This window comes from Modicisalibacter coralii (assembly GCF_004117855.1).
In the GTDB taxonomy this organism is placed as follows: Bacteria; Pseudomonadota; Gammaproteobacteria; order Pseudomonadales; family Halomonadaceae; genus Modicisalibacter; species Modicisalibacter coralii.
In genome coordinates this window covers 23,553-47,566 of record NZ_QWBW01000013.1, presented here as the reverse complement: position 1 = coordinate 47,566, position 24,014 = coordinate 23,553, and the positions used below count along the sequence as shown (strand labels likewise).

General features: G+C 63.2%; 24 protein-coding genes and 1 pseudogene. 7 read left to right on the top strand and 18 right to left on the bottom strand.

Translation table 11 applies throughout. The features are described from left to right. Positions 1 to 84: 84 nt before the first annotated feature. Together D0901_RS08490 and D0901_RS08485 are read right to left on the bottom strand one after the other, a co-directional pair. Complete coding sequence (locus D0901_RS08490) at positions 85 to 1,065, bottom strand: LysR family transcriptional regulator (RefSeq protein ID WP_129139872.1); 981 nt, start codon at positions 1,063 to 1,065, stop codon at positions 85 to 87. A 41-nt stretch (positions 1,066 to 1,106) separates the two neighbouring features. Beyond that, complete coding sequence (locus D0901_RS08485; protein WP_129139871.1) at positions 1,107 to 2,078, bottom strand: SDR family NAD(P)-dependent oxidoreductase; 972 nt, start codon at positions 2,076 to 2,078, stop codon at positions 1,107 to 1,109. Positions 2,079 to 2,182: 104 nt separating this feature from the next. Here D0901_RS08485 and D0901_RS08480 point away from each other — a divergent pair, with 104 nt between their 5' ends. Next, the gene (locus D0901_RS08480) at positions 2,183 to 3,079 is read left to right on the top strand and encodes an AraC family transcriptional regulator (RefSeq protein WP_129139870.1); all 897 of its coding nucleotides are present in this window, start codon (positions 2,183 to 2,185) and stop codon (positions 3,077 to 3,079) included. 132 nt (positions 3,080 to 3,211) lie between these two features. Here D0901_RS08480 and D0901_RS08475 read toward each other — a convergent pair whose 3' ends face one another. Continuing rightward, positions 3,212 to 4,546, bottom strand: coding sequence for a DHA2 family efflux MFS transporter permease subunit (locus D0901_RS08475; protein WP_267899212.1), 1,335 nt, complete (start codon positions 4,544 to 4,546; stop codon positions 3,212 to 3,214). A gap of 120 nt (positions 4,547 to 4,666) precedes the next feature. Between D0901_RS08475 and D0901_RS08470 the strand changes: the two genes are divergently transcribed. Next, positions 4,667 to 5,275, top strand: a complete 609-nt coding sequence (locus D0901_RS08470) for a TetR/AcrR family transcriptional regulator (protein WP_129139868.1) — start codon at positions 4,667 to 4,669, stop codon at positions 5,273 to 5,275. A gap of 28 nt (positions 5,276 to 5,303) precedes the next feature. Here D0901_RS08470 and D0901_RS21235 read toward each other — a convergent pair whose 3' ends face one another. The 9 genes from D0901_RS21235 to D0901_RS08425 all read right to left on the bottom strand — a co-directional run bounded on the left by D0901_RS21235 (position 5,304) and on the right by D0901_RS08425 (position 12,274). Then, on the bottom strand, positions 5,304 to 6,536 hold the full coding sequence (locus D0901_RS21235; RefSeq protein ID WP_129139947.1) for a DUF3363 domain-containing protein: 1,233 nt from the start codon (positions 6,534 to 6,536) through the stop codon (positions 5,304 to 5,306). A gap of 1,135 nt (positions 6,537 to 7,671) precedes the next feature. Next, the gene (locus D0901_RS08460; protein ID WP_129139867.1) at positions 7,672 to 8,583 is read right to left on the bottom strand and encodes a lytic transglycosylase domain-containing protein; all 912 of its coding nucleotides are present in this window, start codon (positions 8,581 to 8,583) and stop codon (positions 7,672 to 7,674) included. Positions 8,584 to 8,587: 4 nt separating this feature from the next. Then, complete coding sequence (locus tag D0901_RS08455; protein WP_129139866.1) at positions 8,588 to 8,935, bottom strand: DUF736 domain-containing protein; 348 nt, start codon at positions 8,933 to 8,935, stop codon at positions 8,588 to 8,590. Positions 8,936 to 9,002: 67 nt separating this feature from the next. Next, the gene (locus D0901_RS08450; RefSeq protein WP_129139865.1) at positions 9,003 to 9,548 is read right to left on the bottom strand and encodes a S26 family signal peptidase; all 546 of its coding nucleotides are present in this window, start codon (positions 9,546 to 9,548) and stop codon (positions 9,003 to 9,005) included. Beyond that, positions 9,545 to 10,063 carry a DUF2840 domain-containing protein gene (locus D0901_RS08445; protein ID WP_129139864.1) on the bottom strand — a complete coding sequence of 173 codons (519 nt, stop codon included), beginning with the start codon at positions 10,061 to 10,063 and terminating at the stop codon, positions 9,545 to 9,547. The genes D0901_RS08450 and D0901_RS08445 overlap by 4 nt, the downstream gene beginning before the upstream one ends. After that, a complete protein-coding gene (locus tag D0901_RS08440; protein WP_129139863.1) occupies positions 10,060 to 10,314 on the bottom strand; it encodes a hypothetical protein in 255 nt (84 codons plus the stop codon). Before D0901_RS08440 ends, D0901_RS08445 begins: the two co-directional genes overlap by 4 nt. Then, positions 10,311 to 10,964, bottom strand: coding sequence for a ParA family partition ATPase (gene parA / locus D0901_RS08435; RefSeq protein ID WP_129139862.1), 654 nt, complete (start codon positions 10,962 to 10,964; stop codon positions 10,311 to 10,313). Before parA ends, D0901_RS08440 begins: the two co-directional genes overlap by 4 nt. Continuing rightward, positions 10,961 to 12,001, bottom strand: a complete 1,041-nt coding sequence (locus D0901_RS08430) for a replication initiator protein A (protein WP_129139861.1) — start codon at positions 11,999 to 12,001, stop codon at positions 10,961 to 10,963. The genes parA and D0901_RS08430 overlap by 4 nt, the downstream gene beginning before the upstream one ends. Further along, positions 12,002 to 12,274: a helix-turn-helix transcriptional regulator gene (locus D0901_RS08425; RefSeq protein ID WP_129139860.1), complete on the bottom strand. Its 273-nt coding sequence runs from the start codon at positions 12,272 to 12,274 to the stop codon at positions 12,002 to 12,004. Positions 12,275 to 12,740: 466 nt separating this feature from the next. Here D0901_RS08425 and D0901_RS08415 point away from each other — a divergent pair. Next, positions 12,741 to 13,031 (top strand): annotated as a pseudogene (locus D0901_RS08415) (DNA -binding domain-containing protein); the annotation flags it as partial. Positions 13,032 to 13,066: 35 nt separating this feature from the next. Here the strand turns inward: D0901_RS08415 and D0901_RS08410 are convergent. From D0901_RS08410 to D0901_RS08395, 4 genes are all read right to left on the bottom strand, one after another. Further along, the gene (locus D0901_RS08410) at positions 13,067 to 13,705 is read right to left on the bottom strand and encodes a DUF2285 domain-containing protein (RefSeq protein WP_129139858.1); all 639 of its coding nucleotides are present in this window, start codon (positions 13,703 to 13,705) and stop codon (positions 13,067 to 13,069) included. Next, positions 13,632 to 13,847 carry a transcriptional regulator domain-containing protein gene (locus D0901_RS08405; RefSeq protein ID WP_036176795.1) on the bottom strand — a complete coding sequence of 72 codons (216 nt, stop codon included), beginning with the start codon at positions 13,845 to 13,847 and terminating at the stop codon, positions 13,632 to 13,634. Before D0901_RS08405 ends, D0901_RS08410 begins: the two co-directional genes overlap by 74 nt. Positions 13,848 to 14,160: 313 nt before the next feature. Beyond that, positions 14,161 to 15,357: a DUF932 domain-containing protein gene (locus tag D0901_RS08400; RefSeq protein ID WP_129139857.1), complete on the bottom strand. Its 1,197-nt coding sequence runs from the start codon at positions 15,355 to 15,357 to the stop codon at positions 14,161 to 14,163. 400 nt (positions 15,358 to 15,757) lie between these two features. After that, complete coding sequence (locus D0901_RS08395; protein ID WP_034827213.1) at positions 15,758 to 16,075, bottom strand: DUF736 domain-containing protein; 318 nt, start codon at positions 16,073 to 16,075, stop codon at positions 15,758 to 15,760. Positions 16,076 to 16,897: 822 nt separating this feature from the next. Between D0901_RS08395 and D0901_RS08385 the strand changes: the two genes are divergently transcribed. From D0901_RS08385 to D0901_RS08375, 3 genes are read left to right on the top strand one after another with little or no spacing between them, the layout of a single operon-like run. Next, complete coding sequence (locus D0901_RS08385) at positions 16,898 to 17,239, top strand: type II toxin-antitoxin system TacA family antitoxin (RefSeq protein WP_129139856.1); 342 nt, start codon at positions 16,898 to 16,900, stop codon at positions 17,237 to 17,239. Beyond that, the gene (locus D0901_RS08380) at positions 17,227 to 17,757 is read left to right on the top strand and encodes a GNAT family N-acetyltransferase (RefSeq protein WP_129139855.1); all 531 of its coding nucleotides are present in this window, start codon (positions 17,227 to 17,229) and stop codon (positions 17,755 to 17,757) included. The genes D0901_RS08385 and D0901_RS08380 overlap by 13 nt, the downstream gene beginning before the upstream one ends. Positions 17,758 to 17,774: 17 nt before the next feature. Next, on the top strand, positions 17,775 to 18,734 hold the full coding sequence (locus D0901_RS08375; RefSeq protein WP_129139854.1) for a hypothetical protein: 960 nt from the start codon (positions 17,775 to 17,777) through the stop codon (positions 18,732 to 18,734). Between the two features lie 242 nt (positions 18,735 to 18,976). Here the strand turns inward: D0901_RS08375 and D0901_RS08370 are convergent, their stop codons facing one another. Next, positions 18,977 to 19,393, bottom strand: coding sequence for a hypothetical protein (locus tag D0901_RS08370; RefSeq protein ID WP_129139853.1), 417 nt, complete (start codon positions 19,391 to 19,393; stop codon positions 18,977 to 18,979). Positions 19,394 to 19,572: 179 nt separating this feature from the next. Beyond that, positions 19,573 to 21,681, bottom strand: coding sequence for a ParB/RepB/Spo0J family partition protein (locus D0901_RS08365; protein WP_129139852.1), 2,109 nt, complete (start codon positions 21,679 to 21,681; stop codon positions 19,573 to 19,575). A 528-nt stretch (positions 21,682 to 22,209) separates the two neighbouring features. On the opposite strand from D0901_RS08365, the gene D0901_RS08360 reads away from it, so the two are divergent. Continuing rightward, positions 22,210 to 24,006 carry an ATP-dependent nuclease gene (locus D0901_RS08360; RefSeq protein ID WP_129139851.1) on the top strand — a complete coding sequence of 599 codons (1,797 nt, stop codon included), beginning with the start codon at positions 22,210 to 22,212 and terminating at the stop codon, positions 24,004 to 24,006. Positions 24,007 to 24,014 lie beyond the last annotated feature (8 nt).

Here is a 24,014-nt window from a genome sequence, read left to right as displayed (position 1 = left end):
AATAGGCAAATCCACGACAGGCAACAGGAAAACGGATACGGGAGGGCTGTCGGATACTATCGGCGGCAAATAGGACGGGTCACGTCATTGCGGGCGGTCGCGCGGTTCGTGCTGGATGTCACCGGGAGCCGAATCGCAGATGCGCCCCAGTTTGCCCGCAAGGACCAGCATGTTGCGGATGGCCGGGCTTCGGGTGAACGGCGACCAGATGGCCGAGAACGAAACCGGCTCCGGCTCGTCGGCAAACGGCAGGAAGACGAGGCCGGTCGTCGGCAGCAACGCGGTGGCGGCCCCGACGATGGTGATGCCGAAACCCTGCTCGACCATGGACAGCAGCGTGCCGCGCCCCACATCGAAGCGCTGAATCGAGGGCGGCGGCAAGCACCCGGCGAGGCGCAGGATGATATGGTCATAGGCCTGCGGGCCAGTGCTGCCGTGGCGCACGAGGAAGGTCTCGCCCACCAGATCAGGCCAAGTGACGGCCGACTGCTTGGCGAGCGGATGCCGTTCCGGCAAAACCGCCACCAGCGGTTCGGTCCAGATGCGCCGGGAATGGAAATCGGGCAACTCGGCCGGACCAGCGATGAACGCGAGGTTCAGACGGTCAGAACGCAATTGCGTCAGTGCATCGCGGGCCGTGCTTTCGGTAATCTCGACCTCGATACCAGGATAGGCGTCCCGATATTGCGCGATCAGTTTCGCGAGAAAACTGCGCGGGATCAAAGCGTGAATACCGAGACGCAGGTGGCCACACTCGCCCGATGCCGCCATGCCGGCAGTCTTCACGGCATGGTCGAGTTGATCGACGCCGACAGACACCTGCTCGACAAATCGGCGGCCGGCCTCGGTGAGCCGGACGCCCCGAGCATGACGCTCGAACAGGAGGATGCCGAGGTCTTCCTCCAAGGTTTTCACGCGGGTGCTTACGCTCGATACACTGACACCGAGCGCATTCGCTGCATGGCGGAAGTTGAGATGTTCGGCGACGGCGAGAGTCTGAATCAGGGATGCGAGTGGAATGCGCGACCCCAGCGAGGTCGGCACTCCCCATGGGCGGTAGATCATCGGTGCTAAATTTCGCTGCCGCCGCATCGCTCACTGCTCTCTCATTCAGCGGTCATCGCCGGAAGATCAAAAGCCGCAATGAGCTCGGCCGAATACTTCCAGAGCCGTTCGGCTTCCTTGGGGTCGACGGCATAGTCGCGCACGCCGGCCATTGAGCCGTCGTCGCTTTCGGCAAGCCCGGCAACATCGCAATCCTCGCAGTAGAGGCCGCCAAGCCCGTCGAGATTCGGTGAAGTCGCCGCCCACACTGCCGTCGCTGCACCTTGCTCGGAGGTCTTGAACGACGGATCGGCCGGATCGCCGTTCTCGTCGAGCCAGCCCGCGCCGATCATCTCATCTTCCGTCAGATGCCGCTGAAGCGGTGTGAAGATCTTTCCCGGGTGCAACGAGAACGCACGGATACCTTCACTGTGGCCCAATCGGTCCAGTTGAACGGCGAAAAGAACCGTCGCCGTCTTTGCTTGGGCATAGGCGAGCCATTTGTCGTAGCCCAGCTCGAACTGAACGTCGCCCCATCGAATTGGCGAAAGATGGTGGCCTGCCGAGGACACCGACACCACGCGCGCGCCGCCTCTCAGGACTGGACAGAGCAGATTGGTCAGCGCGAAATGCCCGAGATGATTGGTGGCGAACTGCGACTCCCATCCCGGACCAACGCGCGTCTCCGGACAGGCCATGATCCCGGCGTTGTTGATGAGCATGTCGATGTGGGTGTCTGCGGCCAGGATGCGGTCGGCAAACGATCGCACGCTGTCCAGGTTCGACAAGTCCAGTTGCTCGACGTTGACGCCGCCAATGTCGGCGATGGCGGCCATTGCCGAAGCCGTATGGCGCGCGGCGACGATCACCGTCGCCCCGGCTCTGGCTAGCGCTTTCGTGGTTTCAAGCCCCAAGCCGGAGTGGCCGCCCGTGACGATGGCAAGCTTGCCGGATAAATCCATGCCGTCGAGCACTTCGCCAGCTGTCGTTCGTGCACCGAAGCCGGAGCCAAGGGGGTTTTGGTTATTGGTCATGCGTATCTCCTGTTATCGTCGATGCACAGAAGATCGGTGCTGGAAGGCGAACGTTCCATGTTGTAGAATACAGAAATCCTTCTTGATCGTTCGGACTTGTTGCCTTGGACCCTCTTTCCGATGTTCTTTCTTTGCTGAGGCCCAAAAGCGCGATCAGTGCCGGCCTTGAAGCGGGTGGCGATTGGGCGATCCGCTTTCCGGCACATGAGGGGGTCAAGTTCAACGCAGTCATGCGTGGGTCGTGCTGGGTGCAGGTCGAGGGCGCTTCGGAGCCTCAGAGGATCGAAGCCGGTGATTGTTTCCTTCTGACGCGGGGCCGTCCCTTCCAGTTTGCGACCGATTTGTCGCTGCCGGCGATAGAGTCCCCAACGATTTACGACCGGGCGGTGGACGGTATCGCCTCCTATAATGGTGGCGGCGACTTCTTTTTGATCGGCGGGCGCTTTTCCTTCGAGGGCGATCACGCAGCGTTGCTTTTCGATGCCCTGCCGGCCGTCCTCCATGTTCACGATGCTTCCGCTCAGGCGGCCGTTCTGCGATGGTCGCTGGAACAACTTGCAGACGAACTCAAGACACGACCGCCGGGAGGCACATTGATGGCGGAACATCTTTCCCAGATCATGTTGTTGCAGGTTCTCCGCCTCTGGATGGCGGCTGAAAGCACTAAAACGCCGGGTTGGCTGGGCGCCTTGGCGGATCCACGCCTTGCGCGAGCAATCGCCGCGATGCATGCCGAACCAGGCCGGAAGTGGACCCTGGCCGAACTCGCTGGCGTCGCGGGCATGTCGAGAACCAGCTTCGCCGAGCGTTTCCGTAACGGGGTGGGACGAACGCCGCTCGACTACCTCATCAACTGGCGCATGAGATTGGCGGCCGACCGACTGCGGCGAACAGACGATCGCGTCAATGTCATCGCCTTGTCCGTAGGCTACGAGTCCGAAGCCGCGTTCAGCACGACGTTTCGCCGCGTTATGGGAATCTCGCCCGGACGCTACAGATAGGCTGTTGAGGTTCAGATATTCAGTGACAGCGAGCGTCTGGATGGGCGACGCGAGAAGAAGGCGCGGGCCTGGCGATGTCTGCGCTCCCGATGAGCGATCGATCCCGTGTGCTAAACGACCACGCAACGCTCATCACCTGTCGGATTGTGTCAGTGGCCGTTTCAAGAGCATCGACGTAACCATTGATCCGGCAGCGAAGGTGACTAAGACAGCGAAGCCCCAACCGTATGCTAACTGGTTGTCAGCCTTAGCGGCTTTCTCGAGAACGACGACAGTTGTGATAGCGCCCAGAGCGCCACCAATGCGCTGTGCGATGTTGACAATTGTAGCGGCATCGCCGGTCTCATTCTTCCCGACAGCGACATAAGCCGCCGTCATCGCAGGCATCTGAGCCAATGCCAGCCCGCCTCCACGAGCAAACAGCAGTGGCGCCCATGCAAGCGACAGCATCGAAGGCCAAAGGAAGGCTGTCGTGCTCAGCAACAAGATGGTGCTGCCGATCAAACTGACCGCGAGAGCGCCATAGCGGTCTGTCACGTTGCCCGCCACTGGCAAGACGACTGCCGCTCCCATGCCCATTATGAACAACATCAAGCCGGCGTCGGTCGCCGATAGGTGCAAACTGTCTTGTAGAAATAGCGGTATAAGAAGGAGGCCGCCATACATGGCTGCGCCGGTAAGACCCGCAGTGCCTACGGCTGCGGCAAAGCCTGCTCGCCGGAATAGTCGAATGTTGATTAGCGGTGCTTCTGAACGGCGTGCATGTATAACGAACGCCATAGTAAGAGCCATTCCGACGCCCAGCGAAGAGGTTGATGAGAGAGTAAGGCCCGACTCTCCGATTCCGGCGCTACCAAACAACACGAGCGGAAGGCCCAGCCCAATCAGTATCAGCCCGGTGGTGTCGAGCCGGTCTGCGCTTGATGCTTCGCCCAGTGGAAGCACATATTTGGCGGCAAACGCTGCCCCGATCCCTACCGGCACGTTGATCCAAAACAACCAGCGCCAAGACAGGCCGTCAATCAACACCCCGCCAAGCCCCGGACCAAGCGCGGGACCAAGTGCAACCGCAAAACCTACCGTTCCCATCAATCGGCCGAGCTGTTGACGATTGGCGGCCTCGCTGAGAATCGCCTGTCCAGTCGGCACCATCAAACCGGCAGACAGCCCCTGCAGGCATCGGGCGACGGTTAGTGTCGCCATGTCGCGCGATAGCGCACACCATATTGACGCAGCCACGAACGTAAGGAGTGCAGTAACCCAAACGCGGCGCGATCCAAATCTGCGCGAGAGCCACGCCGACAAAGGGAGTGAGAGCGCAAGCGCTACGAGATAGCTGGTAGCGACCCACTGCGCGTCCTCCAATGGCGCTCCAAATTCTCTGCTGATTGCGTCGATTGCGAGGTTGGCGACAGTGGAATCGAGCATCGCTATGAACGCGCCGCACCCCGTGACTGCGGCGACCATCCAGAGACGAGGTGAAATGGTGGGGGGAGCTGACGACATTGTTTACGACACCAGAAGACACAATTAGATTTTTATGATACAGTCGTATCATATAAACATACAAGAACCAAGGACCCCTGGATGCCAAAGACTGTTGACCACGATGAGCGCCGATCAATGATCTTAGGCGCGTTTGTCACCTTGGCTGTACGAGACGGGTTACACGCGGTCTCCATGCGCTCTGTCGCTGCCGAAGCAGGGATCTCGCTTCGTCTGGTGCAGTACTATTTCAAGACGAAGGCTGGGCTGATGCAGTCGGGCCTCGCTATGCTGGAAAACGTGAGCAACGAACGCTGGGAGAAACGTGTCCATAGTTTGCCAGAAGCATCGACTGCTAAGGAAACTTTGAGGGCGTTGTTCGCCGAAGCCTTGCCGACCGACAGACAGAAGCGTGAGTTTCATCTTCTTTGGACAGCCTATGCGGTCCTCGGGCAGACGGACCCAGAGATTCCGAACCACATGGTCGTGGCAGGACCTAGTCGGTTACTGCAACATGTTTTGTCATTATTTCGGCAGGGTAAGGCGCTGGGTGAGTTTGATATCGAACTCGACGCAGATAGCGAAGCTGCCGTTCTACTAGGGCTTATTCATGGCCTCAGCACCGCCGTGATGATAGGCCTTCAAAGCGGAGATGCCGCAATGGAATTGCTTACGTGTCACCTTGATCGGCTAGATGTCGGGAAGAAGTAATGGGCGCTATATGTAGGCATGTTTTGGGTCATATGTTTATTCCCCTCTGCCTTCCCAACTGCCACGACACCGATCCCCCCTGCACGACGCCCATGACCTCACGGCCGAGCTGGCGGTCGATGACCGGCCGCCACGGGACAAGGGTGAACTCATGGGATTTCTCAACCACGGCAAACTTGCCGCTCGATAGCTGCACGGTGCCGGTGAAATTGCCGCTGACATTCTCGCCGTCTGTGGGCGCGCGGAACGGCAGTCCCTTGCTCTCAGCCATCTCCACGCCGACGCGGGCAACCTCCCGCTCGCGCAACGTGGCGAGAAGGTTGCGCCGGTAGAACACGCGGCCGTCCCGCGCGCGGGTTGCGTCGCCCTGTTCGACGTGATGTTCACGGCGGCGATCGATGGCCTCGCGCACCTCCTGACCGAACCCCGCCGGCGCAAGGTCAGTAACCTCGCTATGAATCATCCGCCGGTCGAGCCAGGTCGAGCCATCCGCGCCGATCTGCTTTTGCAGATCGAAGGCCGACAGGAGGCGAACGCTGGCCTGCCTTGTGCGGCGGGCATCATAGGCGGCGGCACGGCTCTCGAAGTCCTCGGGGATGCGCCATTGGTTGCTGTCGATCCGCTCCGCGATCCCCGCCCGGCGCAGCGCCTCCAGCCGGCGCACATGGGTATCGACATAGCCCTCATAGTTGCCGCCCGGAACGCGGCCCTCGAATTTCGCCTGCTCCAGATGGCGGCTCGGCCGATAGATACCGTCCTCGGCGATTGTCGCTATGGTGCGGTCGGACTGCCGGGCCGTTACCTCGGCCCGGCTGATCTCGATGACGCCGCCGATCCGGGCGTCCTCCAATTGCGTGGGGTCGATGTTGGCGATGTGGTGCGTCCGTCCGTCGATCCCGTCGACGACGACGGTGAGATTGTCGCCCAGCTCGTTGGCGAGATATTTGTCGAGGACGCGGCCGGTGACGGGTGCAGCGGGTGCGCCCTCATGGATGCGGAAGGTCATCGGGTCGCGCTCGAGCCCATCGGCGGCGAGCGATCTTTGCATGGTGCGAATGATGTCGCCGTGCTCGCCCAGTTCGCGCAGGGTCGGTTCCAGCTTTTCGTTCAATTCCCAGACGCCGGGCGCGTGTTCGGTGGCGAGGCCCATCCGCCCCAGCTTGGACAGCCGGCGCAGGCGAAGCGTGCGCTCGAACTGCCGCTTTGGCTCCCCCGGTTTGTGGCGCAGGTCGAGGAACCGTCCGTCGGCTTCTTCGACCATGGCCCGGTCGATGCGGGTGAAACGATCCTGGTCGATCTCGGCGGTGAGCTTGCGGGTCTGCTCGATCTCCCGAACGGGACCGAGTTCCAGCGTCGCCAACTTGCTGGCCCGCTCGCGAACACCATGAACGATGTAGTCGCCGTTGATGACCAGATCCTCGCCCAGATCGTCCTTGCCCCGGACGATGACATGCACATGGGGATGGCCGGTATTGTAGTGATTGACCGCGACCCAATCGAGCCGGGTGTCGAGGTCAGCCTCCATCCGGCCCATGAGGTCGCGGGTATAGGCCGTGAGGTCGGACAGTTCCGCCCCGTCCTCGGGGGAGACGATGAACCGGAACTGGTGGCGGTCGTCCTGGCCGCGTTCAAGGAAGGCGTCGCCATCGGCGCAGTCCTCGGTGCGCGAATAAAGCTGCCCTCGCTCGCCGTCGCGCGATGTGCCGTCGCGCTGGATATAGCGCAGATGGGATTGCGCCTTCCGGCCCTTTCCGGGGTGAAGGATGTAGCGCTGCTGGACCATGACGCGCCTCGCTCCCGGCTGCCGGTGATGCCAGCCGCCGCCGAGATTGCGGGTGCGGACGAAGACCGCACCGCGCCCGCGCTTCACGCCCTTGCCGCTCGACAGGACAACACCCGAACCCGCCGGGGTTGCGGGCGTGAACGCCACCGTCCCGAAACTGACGCGGGGCGCGGTGCGGCGCTGCTGCCGGGCGATCTTCTTGGCCTGGGTAAGAAAGCTCTTTGTCTTGCCCGCGCGCGGCGTGTCCGAGCGGATGCGGCCGGGCTTCGGGCGGAAGCGGTTTTCGTCGTCGGCGCTCATGGATGCGCCTCCGGCCGAAATTGCGGAAAATCGGGCAATCGGCGGCCATGGTGCCGGTCGAAACCTCGTAAAGCCAAGGCGTTGCGCGAAATCGCGGCGCTCCCCGCCTCAAAGCAACAGTGCCGGAAACGGCGGCCTAACCAGTGTGCAGACAACAACAATTCCGGAACTCGGCCCGACATGGTGCCGGTTCCTTCAATCTTGCCCTCCCTGCTTATCGCCCTTTCCGCCTTTCCCGCCGGGATTCCAGCCAGGCGCAAACCTGCCTGACTGGACACTGGAACGGATCGCGCCGTGCGCAGCAACGCCGTCCTCATGGCGTTTCCTCGTTGTCGGCGCGGGCCACGAAAATGCCGCCGGTTTCCGGCTCCGCATCGACGGGACCGCGCACCGGAACGGTTGCGCGGCCGTCGCCGGATTGCGCCCCGGATGGCGGCGCGGCGACAGACCGCGCGTCGGCCGGGCGCGTGACGAAGAGCGGGGCTTCGCGCCAGTCGGGCGGCGGCGGTGCTGCATCGGGAGAAGCCTCGCCGCCGAGAATCGGCGCGAGCGCGGCGACATAGGCGCGCGTCTCCGGTGGCAATGCGCGGCCGGTCGCAAGGTATTCGTCATAACGGCCGGGACCGGCATTGTAGGCCGCAAGCATGGCCGCCACATTGCCGTAGCGGTCGAACATCTCGCGCAGATAAGCCGTGCCAGCGAGGATGTTGTCGCGCGGGTCATAGGGATTGCGGCCGAGCCGATGACGGATGCGCAGGCCCGCCCAGGTGTCGGGCATGACCTGCATCAACCCCATCGCCCCGGCAGACGACACCGCGCGCACGTCGCCCGCGCTTTCGGCGCGCAGAACGGCGTCAATCCAGTGCTCGGGGATGCCGAAGCGCCGCGCCGCTTCGGCAATGTGGGCGGCGTGGGGATCGACGGCGGCGGTTCGGACCATCGGCGTCGATTGCGCAACGGCCATTGTCGATCCCGCGCCGACCGACAGCATGGCGGCGGTCAGCAGAACGACATAACGCCATGCCGCCCTGTCTCCGACACGCCGCCAGCCTGCCAGCGTGCTCGCTGCGGTCAAGGGCAAGGCGCAAGCGCCGGCGAAACGCCGCCCCTGACCTTCGCTGCGCGCACCGGCCGTCTTGCGCCTGAGCGGGACGACGGGATGAGACGGCTTTTCCGCGAACAACGGGATGAGGGTTTTGAGCGCGGGGATGACGCGGGATCGCATGGCCTTAGTCCCGCTCGTCGCGCGGCTTCGGGCGGCTCCAGTGCAGCGACCACGACGCGCCCGCGTCGTCGTCGCGGAACAGGTTGGCGCGGATCGGATGCGGGAATGTGGGATCGTCCAGCAGCACGGAGAGATATTCGCCGGCCTTCTCGCCGGTGCGTTTCCAGGCCGCGCCGACCTCCGGGCCGGTTTCGTTGCTCATGCCGTCGAAGAGGTGAACACGATAATCCGGTGCGTTCTCCGCGTCGGACGGCTCTGCCGCGACGATGATGATGTCCCGATGCAGCAAGAGCGTCCCGAAGTGTCCGATGAAGCCGGCCTCGTCGCGCGCAAATTCACCAATCTGGGGCATGACAGTCTCCTTGGCGGTGAGGTTGGAAAGACCATCGGCGGGCACCGCTCCCGCCGATGGGAAGCGGTCATTGGGTCGTTGCACGCCATTCGTAGCGGCCGTCGCCGTCCTCATCGGTCCAGAGCGGGACCGCCCGGCCGATGACAGAGCTTGCAGGGAGAGAACCGAAATAACGGCCGTCGAGGCTGTCTCGGACCTCCCAATTCATGAGGAAGATTTCGCCGGAGGCGATGACGCGGCAGCCTTTCCAGACGGGCAGATCGCGGCCGATCCGGTCGCGGTCGAGCGCCTCGCCCATCTCGATCCCGTCCACCGTGATCGTGGATCGCAAACGGCAAACCCGCTGTCCCGGCAGTCCGAGGACGCGCTTCAGGAGCGGCACGCCGCGCCCGACATAGCCGCGTTCGACCATGAATCGCTCCAGCGGTTCGGGCGGCATGACGGCGACCAGGTCCGGCACGTCGAGCGCGTCGGCCGGTTCGACGGTGTAGAAGCCGATGGGCGCGCTGGCGGTCGCGTTCCAGATCAGTTTCGCAGGCCAATCGGCGACGCTGGCGGCTGCGATGCCCGTGACGGCCAACGCCGTTACCGTGAGGATACGGCGGCGCGTCATGGGTCGATCCTCTGGCGACCGAGCCAGGCGGCGTGCCGCTCGGGGGTATAGGCGTGCGGCTCCAGACCGGCAGTCAGACGGTTGTGGACGTGCCGCCAGTGCTCCGGGGATATGTCGGCCGGATCGAGGCCGAGCGCTTCCACGGCGTCGATGGCCTGCAAGGCGCGCTGCACCTTCGCCCAGCTATCGAGACGCAACAGGATGTCGCCGCCGGGGCGGACGAAGGGCAGCGTCTGGAACGGCTCGCCGCCACGAACCGCGCGCAGGATGTCGATGCGGGAAATGATCGTGCCATGCTCGCCGGACGCCCATCGCACGAAGGCGAAGATGCTGCCCGGTGCGAAGCCGACGATGCTGCGGCGGCGGTCGAGGATCGTCTCAAAGCTTTTGCGGCCGAAGCGTATCCAGTGCTCGACCTTGCGCTTCTGGAAAGTCAGTTCGACCAAGGTGGTGAAAGGTGCGGGTCCGTTCGGCAGCGGACGGCCGTGCAAGCGATGCGCCGCATTGCCGGTCATGGTTGATCTCCCTCGGAGGATGGAAATTCGCGGGCGAGCAGGTCGCGCAGCATGTCGGTGACGGTGATGCCGCGCCGGAAGGCCGCGACCTTGATGCGGCCGCGCAGCGCGGGCGTGATGTCGATGGTCAGGCGGGCGGTGAACGCCTCGCCGGCGGGCTTGCCACCCGGCGGCGTTTCGGCCGCTTTGATCCAGCTATCGGGATTGCCCGGCCGGGATGCGAAACCGGGCTTGCGGATGCGCCCGGTCATGGCGTGGTCCTCCCGATGTGCAGCCGGTCGATCTCGGCGGCCAGCGCCGTGATCTCGCGCGCGGCCGGGCTGTCGTCGTCGATCTCGGATGCAAGCCGGCCGGACTGCGCGGCATCGGCGAAGACGACGCGCTGGCCGATGGTGGCGGCGAGCAAGGGCGGATCGTGATCGGCAAGCGTCTCGGCCGTTTCGCGGGCGATGATGGTGCGAGCGCCGCAACGGTTGAGGACAAAACGGGCGGCCAGTTCGGGCCGGTAGATGCGCGCTTCGCTCAGAAGCGCCAGCATCTCGGCCGAGGCCCAGCCATCGAAGGGCGATGGTTGCACCGGGATCAGCACCAGGTCGGCGGCGAGCAATGCCGAGCGCATGAGACCGGCGACACGCGGCGGCCCGTCGATGACGATCATGTCGGCGTTGCGGGCCAGTTCCGGGGCTTCCCGGTGCAGCGTGTCACGGGCCAGGCCGATGGTGCTAAACAGCCTCGGCAGCCCTTCATGGCTGCGCCGCTCAGACCAGTCGAGCGCGGAGCCTTGCGGGTCGGCGTCGATCAGGACAACACGCCGTCCTCGCGCCGCCCAGGCTCCGGCGAGGTGCAGCGCCAGCGTGGTCTTACCGACGCCGCCCTTCTGGTTGAGAAACGCCACGATCATGGCGCACCTCGCCCCCATCCGAGAGACCTGGCACCGGCACCATGGGTCGCGTGCGCCCGCGTCAAAGAAGAAGAGTTAGTTTTATTGTTAGATTCTTCTATAGAGTCTGGCGCGCGATTTGCGCCTAATGTCCCGATAGTCCGTGCGCCTAATGTCCCGATAGGATTCACAGGGGTTTCCACAGGCACTGTGGATAGATTTTCAGGGACGAAGCGCAGCAATTCGCGCCCGTCTTCCCACTCGATCTGAAGGCCGTAGCCGGGCAGCGACTGACGGGCCGCGATCCGGCGCAGGTCGAGTGCGAAATCGGACGGCCGGGCCGAACTGCCGGATTTCCGGTGAAGGTGGGAAACCTCGAACGCCCAGCCCTCTGGCTGGCGGCCGGCGTGCTTGCGAGCGACGCGATAGAGCCAGCGTTCGATGCCGCCGGTCAGCCGGAAATAGGCCGGGTCGATGGTCAACACCAGCGAACGGTCGATAACGCTGTTGTAGAACCATTCGGGCAGGACAAATTCCATGCCCTCGACGCGGCCGGCGCGCGTCGTCATCTCTTCCCACTCGTTGATCCATGAGAATTGCCGCCGCCGCCAATGCTTACCGTTGCGGATCGTCGTAGCGATGACGGTGGATTGCAGGCGGGCGAGCGCGGCCTTGAGCAACAAGTAATCCCGGTTGCCGGTGGCCCGCCCCACGGCGCGCAGGAGCTGGTAGGGCATGAAGCGGAAGAAGCGCGACGTGGTGAACCCGTCGTTCTCGGCCGCGACGATCTGGCTTGCGGCCCAGATAAGCACATCGGCATCCCAGATTGTTGCCATGCCGTGCTCGGGCATGGCGAACACCTGCACCTCGACATCGGCGGTTTGATAGAGGATCGGTTTTGTGCGCGGGCGCTTCGCCAGCGAGAAGAACGGCCGTTCCATCAGATCGCGCTGGTCGCGCGGGGCAGCGTCGCCGGTCGCGACCACGAAGGGGTCGAGGCGGCTGCGCTCGCTGGTGTCGGTCGGCTGCGGGGGGCTGTCATCATCGTCGCGCAACATTCAGCATTCGTCCCGCTCTTCGGGGGTGAGCGGGCGTGCGGCGAAGACGGTGCCGGCGCTTGTGTCACTGGTGGATTTGCGCGTGCCGATGGCGCTCCAGTCTTCCAGATCGCGCAGGGTATAGAGGACACGGCCGCCGATCTTTCGATAGAGCGGGCCGGTTCCGTAGGTGCGGTGCTTTTCGAGGGTGCGGATCGAAATGCCGAGGAAGCGTGCGGCTTCCTGTGTGCGCAGAAGGCGCGGCGGCAGGTCCGCATTGCGGCGGTTTGCCATGGATTACCTCCGGTTCGTCAGTGAATGGCGCTGCCGATGAGGGCGGCGCGCTATGGCGAACCATGGCGAGGGACCGGCGGCCTGTAGCGTGCCGCATTTGCGTTACCGCGCTGGCGGCACCCCCTCCGGGGCGGGATCAGACTGAAAAGATGGAGAGATTCGGCGTGTCAGTGGCGCGCGCGCCAATTCGGCGAAGACAATCCGGTGCGGGTCAGGTAAGACTGAACGCGGAGCAGACGCGCTGCTCTGGGGCTTAGTAACCCCTCACGAATGGCTGGTGCTGGCCATGACGGCACCACACTCCTTGACCTTATGGTCGGGGAGCCCGTGGCGCATGTCCAGGGCTGCCCGCCTAAAGGCCACGGGGCCGTTTCGTGACGGTTACTAACTCCCCGATCACCAGGTCAGAGGGGCCAATTGCGGGGGCGCACCGCAAGCCACGGCTCTTCCGGGTAGAAGGGGAACGACGATGCGAACGCCCGTCGAACTCGATCCCGATGTGGACGATGAAGCGCCAGCGGGAAACGACATCACGCCTTATGACGAAGCGCATTTCGTGACCTATCTGCGGCTGCTCGACGCGAAGGCGGAAGGCGCGGACTGGAAGGAAGTGGCGCAAATCGTGCTGCACCGCGATCCGGTCGGCGACGAGTTCAGGACACGCCGATGCTGGCAAAGCCATCTCGAACGCGCGCAATGGCTTTCGCGTGAGGGTTACAAGCGGATACTGGAACAGGCCGCGGCCAACAAGGCGTGAGACCATTCATAGATGACGGTAAGTCTTCGGCGCGACTACGAATCGACCTTAATCGGATAGTGCAGCAGGAGCCGGTAGCCGCCGCGCATCATCCTGATGCCGTGGGCGACGAGGCGACGCGCCTTGTTCTTGCTCGGGTCGCTCTCGAAATCTTCCTTAGCGCCCCGAAAGCCAAGCAGGACTTCGGCAATGGTGCGATAGCTCTCGCCGCGCAGCCGGGCGTCGAGCGCGCGCAGGGACAGGATATGCCATTGCCGGAGTTGGGCGGGCATGTTGCGGAAGTCGGGGCCAGGCGTTCGGCCCTTGATGGACCGCCAGAGACGCCGCGCCGCATGGACGCGAAGCTCCATGAAGTCGTCCAGAGGCAGTTCGACGGCGTAGAACGCCGCCGCATCCGGCACGGATTGGGACAGCCAGAATTGGTGCTCGACGCCATCCGCCTGCCAGATGCCGTGCCAGCCATCGGCGGCGCGGCGCAGGTCGAGGCCGTCGAGATGGGCGAGAACGACGGTCGGCTGGCTTGCCGCCTCATCCGGCTCGGCCGGCACGAGTTTGACGGCTTGCGGCTGAAACCGGGGCGACCAGAACAGCGGGTCGCGGTCAGGCGCGGCGTCGGGATCGTGCGGGAAATCGCAAGCCCCAGCGTCGGGCGAAGGCTTCCAGCTCGGTCGCATCCGGGCGCTTCGCGCGGACGAGAAGCCGGAAATCCTCTCGGTAGTCGTCGTTGCGACGCAGATACTCCCAGGCGAATCCGGCGGCGGGAATCTTTCGCGTGTGCCTGTAGGCCGCCGGCGCCCGCCAATTGATCTTCAGCATGGCGCACCCTCCCTTTACTCACGGGTGCTTGGGAAGACACCCGGACCAAGGAGTTTCGGGCACGATCTATGCGGGAAATAGTCTGTATGATCTGAAACGTTGTTCGTATATCCAGAACACTTATAGTTATTTTATTCTTAACAGTGTTTGCGTGATTTTGCGAGCCTGGCGCAGCCCGGCGAGCGCGGCCATGTGATCGGGCATGGCCGCAACGCCGATCCGCGTCGCCGGATCGGCGGAAAATTTTGGAACCCTGAAAGCCTGAAAAGCAGAAAGCCGCGCAACCGGGTTTCCGGCTGCGCGGCTCTGCTGATTAGGCGGCCTTCTCCAGCAAGGTCTTGGCCTTCGCCTCCAGTTCAAGGCGACTGTCCTGATGGACCTTGCTGCGGGCATGGGCCGTCATGCCCTGCACGAAATCGAAGATGCTCTCGGGCGGGCGGCCTTCCTCCTGCAACACGGTCTCGATGATCTTGCCGGTCTCGGCCTTGCTGAACCCGCGCTTGCGCAGGAAGGTTTCGCGGTCCTCATCGGTGCGGGCGACGATCCGCTCGCGCGCCGCCCTGATTCCGGCCACGAACGGCGCGGGTGAGGAATTGGCGAAGCTGGTCAATGCCGGGGCCGCTTCATGGGCGAAACGCTGCGCGGCAAACTTGCTGTGCCGGATGCTGATTTCCTCGAACCCTTCCACGCCCCAAAGGTTGCGGTTCATGCAAACCGCCCGGAGATAGAAAGAGGCGATGCCGAGGGTCTTCGATCCGACTTCGCTGTTCCAGCAATAGAACCCCCGGAAATAAAGGTCGGGGTCGCCGTTCGGCAGGCGTCCGGCCTCGATTGGGTGCGTATCGTCCACCAGAAACAGGAACACGTCGCGGTCGCTGGCGTAAAGCGTTGTCGTGTCCTTGGTCACGTCCACGAATGGATTGTGCGTCATGGTCGCCCAATCCAGAACGCCCGGCACCTTCCACATGGTATCGCCGACGCCATTGCCCGCGATCTTCATGACGGCGGCGACAAGCTCGTGATCCCAGATGCGCCCGTAGTCCGGGCCGGTCACGGCGCGAAGCTCAACGCGCCCGTCCTCGGTTTCCAGCGTCTTCACCAATTCGCCGCGATGGCTGACAAGGCCATGTTGCAGATTGATGCCCGCCAGCGGTGCGGGAAGGTCGCGCAGGTAGCGGGCGGGTGCGCCGACGAGGCTGCAAAGCTGCCCGAAACTCCAATGCGTCGGGGCGACGGGCTGCTCCTGTCCGGGGACGATCAGCGAAAGCCGTTCCGCATCGTCGCGGCTGGCTTCCACGCGCACAGCGCGACTCTCCACGGTGCGGGCCTTGGCGCGATCCGCGCGGGACTTCACGGCGCCGTAAAGCTCGGTCAGCGACAGATAGCGTTCATCATCCGGGCGCGAGAACCATTCCGACGAAACGCGGCCGATATTCTCGCCGCGTGAAATGTCCACGCGGAAGCCCTTGGAAACGGGTTTCTGCTGATGGTTCAGGGTCATGGTGTTCATGGTCTTTCCTTTCATGGGCTTGGGTTGGAGCGCAGCGCTGCGCTGCAACCCTGCCCGTCGGCGAGACCGGGGGGTGCAAGGTGCAAGGGCGGACGGGCGGAGGGGGATCACCCGGCCTGCACAAGCGGATCGAAGTGATGACGAAGATGCGAAGCATGTATCCGCGCGGAAGGCTGGGGATACCGCCCGGCCGCCCTTGTGCCGCGCCAGGGGGCAGCGCCCCCAAGCAACCGGCCCGGCCAAAGCAAAGCGGCGGCCGGGGGATAAGATCTGATCGGGATACGCAAAGCCTGAAAACCGGAAAGCCGTGTATCCCGATCTCCTTGTTCCTTGATAGGCGGCGGCCATGAGCAAAAAAGAAGCCCCGCTCGGATGAGCGGGGCGATCTCGGGTTTCGGTCTCAGTCGCCGTTGCGGCGGGACCAGATGAGATTGTGGGACTTTCCGTCCTCGGCCTCGACCAGGCTGGCGTAGATCGGTGCCGGAAAGCTCGGATCGTCCAGCTTGACGGAGAGGTATTCGCGCTGCGTCTCGCGGGCGATCTTCTTCCAGGCCGCGCCGAACTCGGTGGCTCCGGCGAAGATGCGGAAGTCGGGGCCGCGCTCGCTGTCGCTCTCGGTGGCGGTGAACTTGGCCTTGACGTTGAGGGTCAGGGTCTTGACCGCGCCGGTGAAGCCCGCGCCGTTCTCGTTCTGGGTGAAGGTGCCGATGGTTGCCATTATCGTATTCCTTTTCCTGTCGGGCCGCACCATTGCGACCTCGATGGCGGTCGTGAGACCGGGGACGATCGGCCCCGCACCCCTTGGGGCTGGAACACAAGTGGAAGGCGGCCGACGACGGCTTTTTTGTTTCGCGCTGCAAAGCCAATCCGGGGTCCCCATGCGGCCTGCCGTATGGGGTGGTTGGGCGGCGGAAAAAAGCTGGCGGCGGACGTTGCGGGAAGACGAGCGAGGCGAAGCCGGTCTTCGGTCAGACCTTGCCAGATCGAGGACGCGGATGGAGCGCCCATCACAGGAAATCGCGTGGAATACGGCAATGACGGCCGTCCTGTGCCTCGCCGGAATCGGGGACTCTACGCGGGTTTATTGGCTGCGGTTTTCCCTGATCCGACCGGCAAGGCCAATTCGTGCTGTCGCCAGTGTGGGCCTGCGGGTGTGGTCTCGTCTGACCTTCGCCGGTGCTGCCGTGTCCGATGCGGCTGGAACGTCGCTTGCGGGCGTTGCGCCATGCTCGGCCAGGTGGATGGTTCCAGCTTCCCGGCGCTGATCCGCCTGCCAGTTGAAGTGAATGGAAAGCCCAATCTCATGGGCCTGCCGCGGCGACCGGGATCGACGCCTCGGATTGCTCCCGTCTATCCGTGTGGAGCCTACCGCGAAATGGACGCCGCCGCCCCCTTGCGTTAGGGATTTAAGCCGAATGGCGGAAACGCGCCAGAGGCGTGGTTCCGGCGCAGCCGAAAGCCCGGCCCGAAGGGGAACGCCCAAGCCTTCCCTTCCTCCTGCCGTATTGACATTGTGGATACGAGCACTCATATTGCGATCATGACCAAAGCTCGTATCGCCCCTTCGGACTCTGCCCGTTCTGCGACCACCGCCGTTGCAGTTCGTGCCTCTGCGGCTGACACCAAGGGCAGCATCAATCTGCGGATCGAGACTGGCACGCGCCAGCTCATCGACGATGCGGCGGCGGTGCTCGGCAAGACGCGCACCGAGTTCATGGTGGAAAGCGCCCGGCGGCAAGCGGTCGATGTGCTGCTCGACCAGCGCTTGTTCACGCTCGACCCCGAGCGCTACGACGCCTTCATGCAAGCGCTCGACAATCCGCCCGCACCGGGGCCGAAGCTCAAAGCCCTGCTGCGCCGGACCCCGGCATGGCAGAAATAGACGACACGCCCGACCATCCCGAATTGCCACTGTCTGCTCCTGTTCCTCTGACGGCAGAGCATGACCTTGCGGCATTCGACTGCGGTGAGCCTGCGTTGAACGACTGGCTGCGCCACCGGGCCTTGAAGAACGAAAGCCGGTTCTCGCGCACCTATGTCGTGTGCGTGGGCAATCAGGTCGTCGGTTATTTTTGCATTTCGGCCGGGTCGGTCGAGCGCGGTGCGGCGCCCGGCAAGGTGCGGCGCAACGCGCCCGACCAGATTCCGGTCTCGGTCGTCGGCCGGCTGGCCGTTGACCTCGACCACGCCGGAAAGGGTCTCGGCGCGGACCTTTTGGCGGACGCGCTGCGCCGGATCGCGCTGGCTTCGCAAAGCATCGGCATCGGGGCCGTGATGGTCCAGGCGAAGGATGAAGCGGCCAAACGCTTCTATCTGCGCTGTGCCGAGTTCGTCGAATATCCCGAAGACAGCCGGACGCTGTTCCTGCCTATCGAAACCGTGGTCGCGGCGTTTAGCTAGAGTTTGGGAGAAATGCGATGGGTGAAGCCAAGCGAAAGAAGCAAGAACGGGCTGCTTGGCCGGATTCTGATCGCTACAACGGCACGATAAATCTTCACGTTCTGCAGCCGGCGGCGGAGATTGACGGAGCACGCATTCGCGAACTGACAGGTGATGATACAATACCGGACACGACGCAGGTCATCTTGCGCGCGTTCAGAGCAGTCGTTGGTGAGCGGACCTTCCATGTCGGATTCTGCCTCGGTGACGGAGAATCCTTCAGCGCTGTTGGTATCGCCGTCATCGAAAGACTGTCGATGGAAGCGCCCGGAGCCGCGCTTCACATTGTGCCTATCGTTCACGACGACATCGCATGGGACATCGTGATGCGGCATCTACGCAGCTTCACGGGGCAGGTATTGTTGTTCGCCTTCCCGAATTCAGATGTTTACGATGCGGGCACCGCAGAAGTTTCCTACTCGAAACATATCCGTCAGTTCGATCCAGGCGGCGCTTTGCTTGGCCGATTGACCGAAGCGCAGCGGCGCAAGATACGCGAACAAAAAGCTGCGATGCTCAATCGACCGCCGCCGCCCAGATTCTATCCAGCATCCGGTGTCACGCAGGAAGACTCGCCATGGATATTCCGGGTTGGAACTCCTGCCGGAAAAGTCATCAGAACCGCCGTTTGGGATGGCCGTCGCAACTATGCGCATGAACTCCCTGAAAACATCGTGCGATGGGTTGGCGGCGACAGGATCGCCATCGTGCAGGTGGACAGTCCTGTTGGGGTCAATCGGCGGTCTTCACTCGACTTGACGCACAAGCTCGCCAAAGATTTCGATGGCGTCATTCACTGGGCGCGGGATACGGACACGTTTCAGTCGATTCTCAAGTCGTTTATCCGCCTCGATCTGGACTCGGTGAGTCCGCCGGAGCTTCCTGCCGGTTGGGAGCCTGAAATCATAATCTTCGCGGCGAACGGGGACGATGCGTGAAAAAAGCTGAATGCGAGCAAGTTATCCGGCATTTGTGCCATCAATGGCGGAAAGAATCTGGCTTTTCGTCCACTCCGGCAGACCAGTTGAGCTTCGGCAGCTTCCTGTCATGGGTCCAGCAGGATTATTCATCCTATCTCAATTTTCGCACCACCACCTCCGTCTCTTACGACGTGGAGATGTGGTTTGACGATGAATTCAAACAGAACTGGCGAAGGTAGGATCAGCATCGCGCAACACGGCTAACCCGCGGGCTGGCCGACGCCCGCCGCCAGTCGCATCCATGCCGCTATACCGACGCATCCGCCGCCGACGATGCAGAAGATTTGCCGCCAGATTTCGGACGGCACGGCTTCCTTGGTGATGCCATGGACCAATGCATAACCGGCCACGGCGGCGGGCGCGGCGAAGACAAGCGCCACGATCAGGCGGATGATAGGTGTGCGGATCGTCTCGAACAGCACGGCCAGGATGCCGAAGGCGACGCCTGCGGAGAACAGCCCGACCAGCCCCGCGCCGATCAGGCCGGAGCCGGTCTGGTAGGCGAACTGCGCGGCGGCCAGCCCGACGAAGAAGGGCAGCGCGTAAATGGCGAGCGTGTAGGCGAGAAGGCAGAGAAGCGCGACCAGCGCAACGCTCATGAACATGACGGCAACCATGATCTTGTTCCCTTACCTTTTCGGCACCGCCTTTCGCGCAGTTGTCAAAAAAGTCGCTGCACATCATGGTGCCGTTATCGTTCCAATCTGTCGAGGTCATCCGGCCGCGCGGGGAAGCCGCGCGGCCGCGATTTTTTCGGTGGAAGACCGGGACCGCTCGCGCGATCCCGGCCCACCTTTCATTCCGCCGCGACGGGGAAAGCCTCGTCCTCCGTGGCCTCGGCGCTCTCGGTCTCTGGCACGTCCTCGGTTTCGATGGCGGAGGGTTCCGACTGCTCGTCGGTCAGCCATGCGGGCCGTTCTGTGCGCAGCACGGGCGGCAGCCAGCCGGTTCCGGCCAGAAGTTGCTCGGCGGCTTCCGCCATTTCCGGCTTCTTCCTGTCCGCGATCCGCTCCGCCGCCTCGTCGCCAAGGGCGTCCCGCACGGCGGCGAGGATTTGCGCCTTGGTGACGCGCCCGAGATAGGCGCGAACCGTGGGGGTCCAGTGCGCCGTCATGTCGAGCGCAACCGCCGTCGCCAACCTGTCGGCGGTGGCAAGGGTATGGCGCTTGTGGGCCTCCCATGGCTGCTTGACGGCATTGACGGTCAGCGAAGCGCAATGCGCGAACAGCGCCATGACGCTGGCATGGTCCAGACCGGCGATGAAGCCCCAAAGCTCCGCCACCTCGCGCGGCATGTCCGCCGCCCATCCGGCATGGCGATCCTCCAATGCCTTCGCCGCCGCCGTGTCTTCGATCCCGTCCGCGTGACTGGCGAGATAGCCGCTCGTCGGGCGGATTTCGAGGCAATGGGCATCCCCGCCGCCGCGATAGAAGGTCTGCGCGGCAAGCGCATGGGTGACGGCGATCAAGGCCATGTCCGGCTGCTCGCCAAGGGCGAGACGCAGGGCAAGGGTGCGATGCGCGGTCAGATCGCGGATGAGCGAGTCCGACAGCGGCTTGCCGTCTTCCTCCGCGTCCTTGTCCTCCCGCCCGTGGTCGGAAACGGGATGGCCGTCGCAATCATGTTCGTCGCCGTCCATGATTTCGCCATCGCCATTGACGCGCACCCCGTCGAAAACGGTGCTGCCGTCCCCCGCTTCTTCTTCCTCCGGTTCCGGGGCTTCGTCTTCGGGCCGGATGAACCCGCGCTCGATCCGGGCTTCTCCGTCATGGGTCAGAACCACGAACACGCCACCGCGCGCGATCTCGTCGGCCTCATAGGCATAACGCTTGGCGTCGATGCGCTCGATCTCGGCTTCAAGCTCCGCGAAACGCTGATCCACTTCCGGCGGCAGGTCCACCTCCGCGTCCTCCCATTCCGCCGAGAGGCGTTCAAGTTCCTCCTGCGCGGCGGCGTAGGCGGCTTCGTCTGCCTCCGAAAGCTCCACCGGCTGCGGATAGGTGCGGCGCAGGCCATGGGCATGGGGCCAGTCGATATGGGCCGAAACCCATTTCCATCCCTCGGCCTCCTGCACCTGCGCCGCGATGCCTTCCAGCTTGTCGAGGGCCAGCCGGTCGAGCAACGAGGCATCTTCATAGAAGCCACCGCGATCCTCCGTGAACAAATCGCGGATGATGGTGCCGCCTGCCTCCGTATAGGCTTCCGCCCCGACAAGGATCGCGCGCCGGTCGGTCGCCGCCACGTTGCTGGCGGTCAGGTCGCGGCGAATGATCCACGGCTCGCGGTTGTAGGACAGGTTTTCGTAAACCTGTTCCTGCCGGGCATGGTCCTCGGTGATGGCGAAGGCCATCAACTGATCCAGGGTCAGATCACCATCACGGTAAATCTGCATCAGCTTGGGGCTGACCGTGCCGAGGCGAAGCCGCTGCTTCACCACATGCGCGGTGACGCCGAACCGGGCGGCGATTTCCTCCGCACCCCATCCGCGCGTTTCCGCAAGCTCGCGGAAGCGCTCGAACTGGTCGGCGGGGTGCAGGTCTTCGCGGGTCACGTTCTCGTCAAGGCTGATCTCGGCGGGATCGTTCGCCGTGTCGATGACGCAGCGGATCGGTTCGGTCCGCTTGATCTCCTTGCGCTTGGCGCGCAGCAACTGCGCCAGCCTGCGGCCTTCTCCGACGCTCACCAGATAGCAGCCGGTCAGCTCGCCTTCCGCGTCAAGCTCAGGCTCCACCACCAGATTTTGCAGGATGCCTTTGGCCGCGATGCTCGCCGCCTTCGCCTCGATGGACGCCTCGCTATGCGGGGTCTTCCGGGCATTCTGCGGGTGCTTCTTGAGTTTGTTGAGCGGGATGAAAACCGTTTCGCCATGTTCGGGGACGGTCGAGGTCTGTGGTTTGGTGTTCATGGTCTTTCCTTTCATGGGCTTGGGTTGGAGCGCAGCGCTGCGCTGCAACCCTGCCCGTCGGCGAGACCGGGGGGTGCAAGGCGCAAGGGCGGACGGGCGGAGGGGGATCACCCGGCCTGCACAAGCGGATCGAAGTCGTGACGAAGGTGCGATGCTGGCATCTGCGCGGAAGGTCGGGGATACCGCCCGGCCGCCCTTGTGCCGCGCCAGGGGGCAGCGCCCCCAAGCAACCGGCCCGGCCAGAGCAAAGCGGCGGCCGGGTGTATGAACAGGATCAGGATGTGGGAAACCGGAAAGCCGAAGACCCTGACACACTGATAGCCGCATAATGCCGGGCGAGGTCTTCACGTGACCATGCGGAAGCGCCTCGTCCGCGCAGCAGGTCCGCTTCGCCTTGCAACTGAGATTTAGGCTCAGTCTTTCTAAGCACCGTGAAATCGAATATCGAAATGATACGGCGGGTCGTGGGCAAACAAGGAAGAAGTGCGTGAGTGGGGCGAGCGACCTTGCCATGTTTGGGGGCGAGCAATGAAAATCTATTCTGTGGCCATCGAGAACTTTCGTGGCATCCGCACGGCTACAATCGTGTTGCCCGATCATGCGGTGCTCATCGGTGACAACAATACGGGAAAGTCGTCGGTGATCGAGGCCATCGACCTCGTTCTGGGACCGGATCGTCTCAACCGTCGTCCACCCGTGGATGAGCATGATTTCTGGCAGGGTCGTTATGTCGCCGCCGTGCTGGAGGGCGAGAACGCCGTCGAGGACGATGCCCCCAAGATCAGGATTAACGTCACTATCGTTCACCTCTCCATCGAACAGCAGGCGCGGTTCGGCGGACATATCGAGTGGCTGAACGTCGAGACCGGCGATCTTTATGCAGAGGCTAACCCAGCAGGTGTCGATGCCGCCGCAATCGTGGCAGCGTTGCGCGTAACATTCATTGGCGAATACAACGTCGATGAGGATGATTTCGACGGCAACACCTACTACACGCGCAGTCTCACGGAGGACGATCCCCCAGCGACCTTCTCAAAGAAGGACAAGCAGCATTGCGGGTTCCTCTATCTGCGCTCGCTCAGGACCGGATCACGCGCTCTCAGTCTCGAACATGGCAGCCTGCTCGACATTATCCTGCGCCTAAAGGAAATCCGGCCGCAGATGTGGGAAGCAACCATCGCGACGCTCGCGGGCTTTGACGTGGCGAGTGACCCGGAGCTGGGGATTTCCGGCGTCTTGGAAAGCATCAACACGTCTTTGAAAAAATATGTCCCGCAAGAATGGGGAGCGAAACCGCACCTCAAAGTATCCAGCCTCACCCGTGAGCATCTGCGCAAGGTCGTGACCGCGTTCATAGCGACGGGCAACGGCGACCATGCGGCACCGTTCTACCGACAGGGCACGGGCACCATCAACATGCTGGTGCTGGCGATGCTTTCGCAAATTGCCGAGGACAAGCAGAACGTGATCTTCGCTATGGAGGAGGTCGAGACCGCGATCCCGCCCTATGCGCAGAAGCGCATCGTGCATGAGCTACGCAAGCTCTCCGCGCAGTCGATCATCACCTCCCACTCTCCCTATGTGCTGGAGGAGTTCGGGCTGGAGCAAACCGTAATTTTGGCGCGTTCTGACGGCGGCGACCTCAGCCAAGCGAAGATCGCGCTGCCTGACAGCGTGAAACACAAGCGCTATCGCCAGGAGTTCCGCACACGTTTCTGCGAAGGGCTGCTCGCCCGGCGGGTGCTAATCGCAGAGGGCGCGACCGAGGCGACCGCCTTTCCGGCAGCGGCGCGCCGGCTAGCGGAGTTGAACCCGGCAATCTATTCATCTCTGGAAGCGTTGGGGCTGTGCATCATCGACGCCGGTAGCGAAAGCCAGATTGCCGATCTGGCATTGCTTTACCGAGGTCTTGGTAAGCGGACCTTCGCGGTTTGCGATAAGCAGACCGATGCCGCCAAAGGAGCTATCGAGGCGCAAGTTGAGCATCTTTTCATGCACGAGGAAAAGGGTATCGAGGATCTGGTGCTGAACAACACAACGGCGGCCGCGCTTGGGCGGTTCGCAGAGATGCTAGATTGGCCGCCGCATCTACTCGCACAATATCCTGACCCCAAAGCTCAAGCTGTCGACGCTCTTAAGGCATACTTTGGCTGGTCCAAGGGAAATTGGGGAATTGCGGAGTTTCTCGCCCAATGCACGGAGGCGGAGATTCCGCAATGGATACGCGATGCCTGCATCGAACTGCGCAAGCGATGCGATCCTCCGCCGGCGCCGCCGGCGGCGGGCGCTAATGGTGGCGACCTGTTCGCTGACATTTTTGGCTAGAGTGCTCT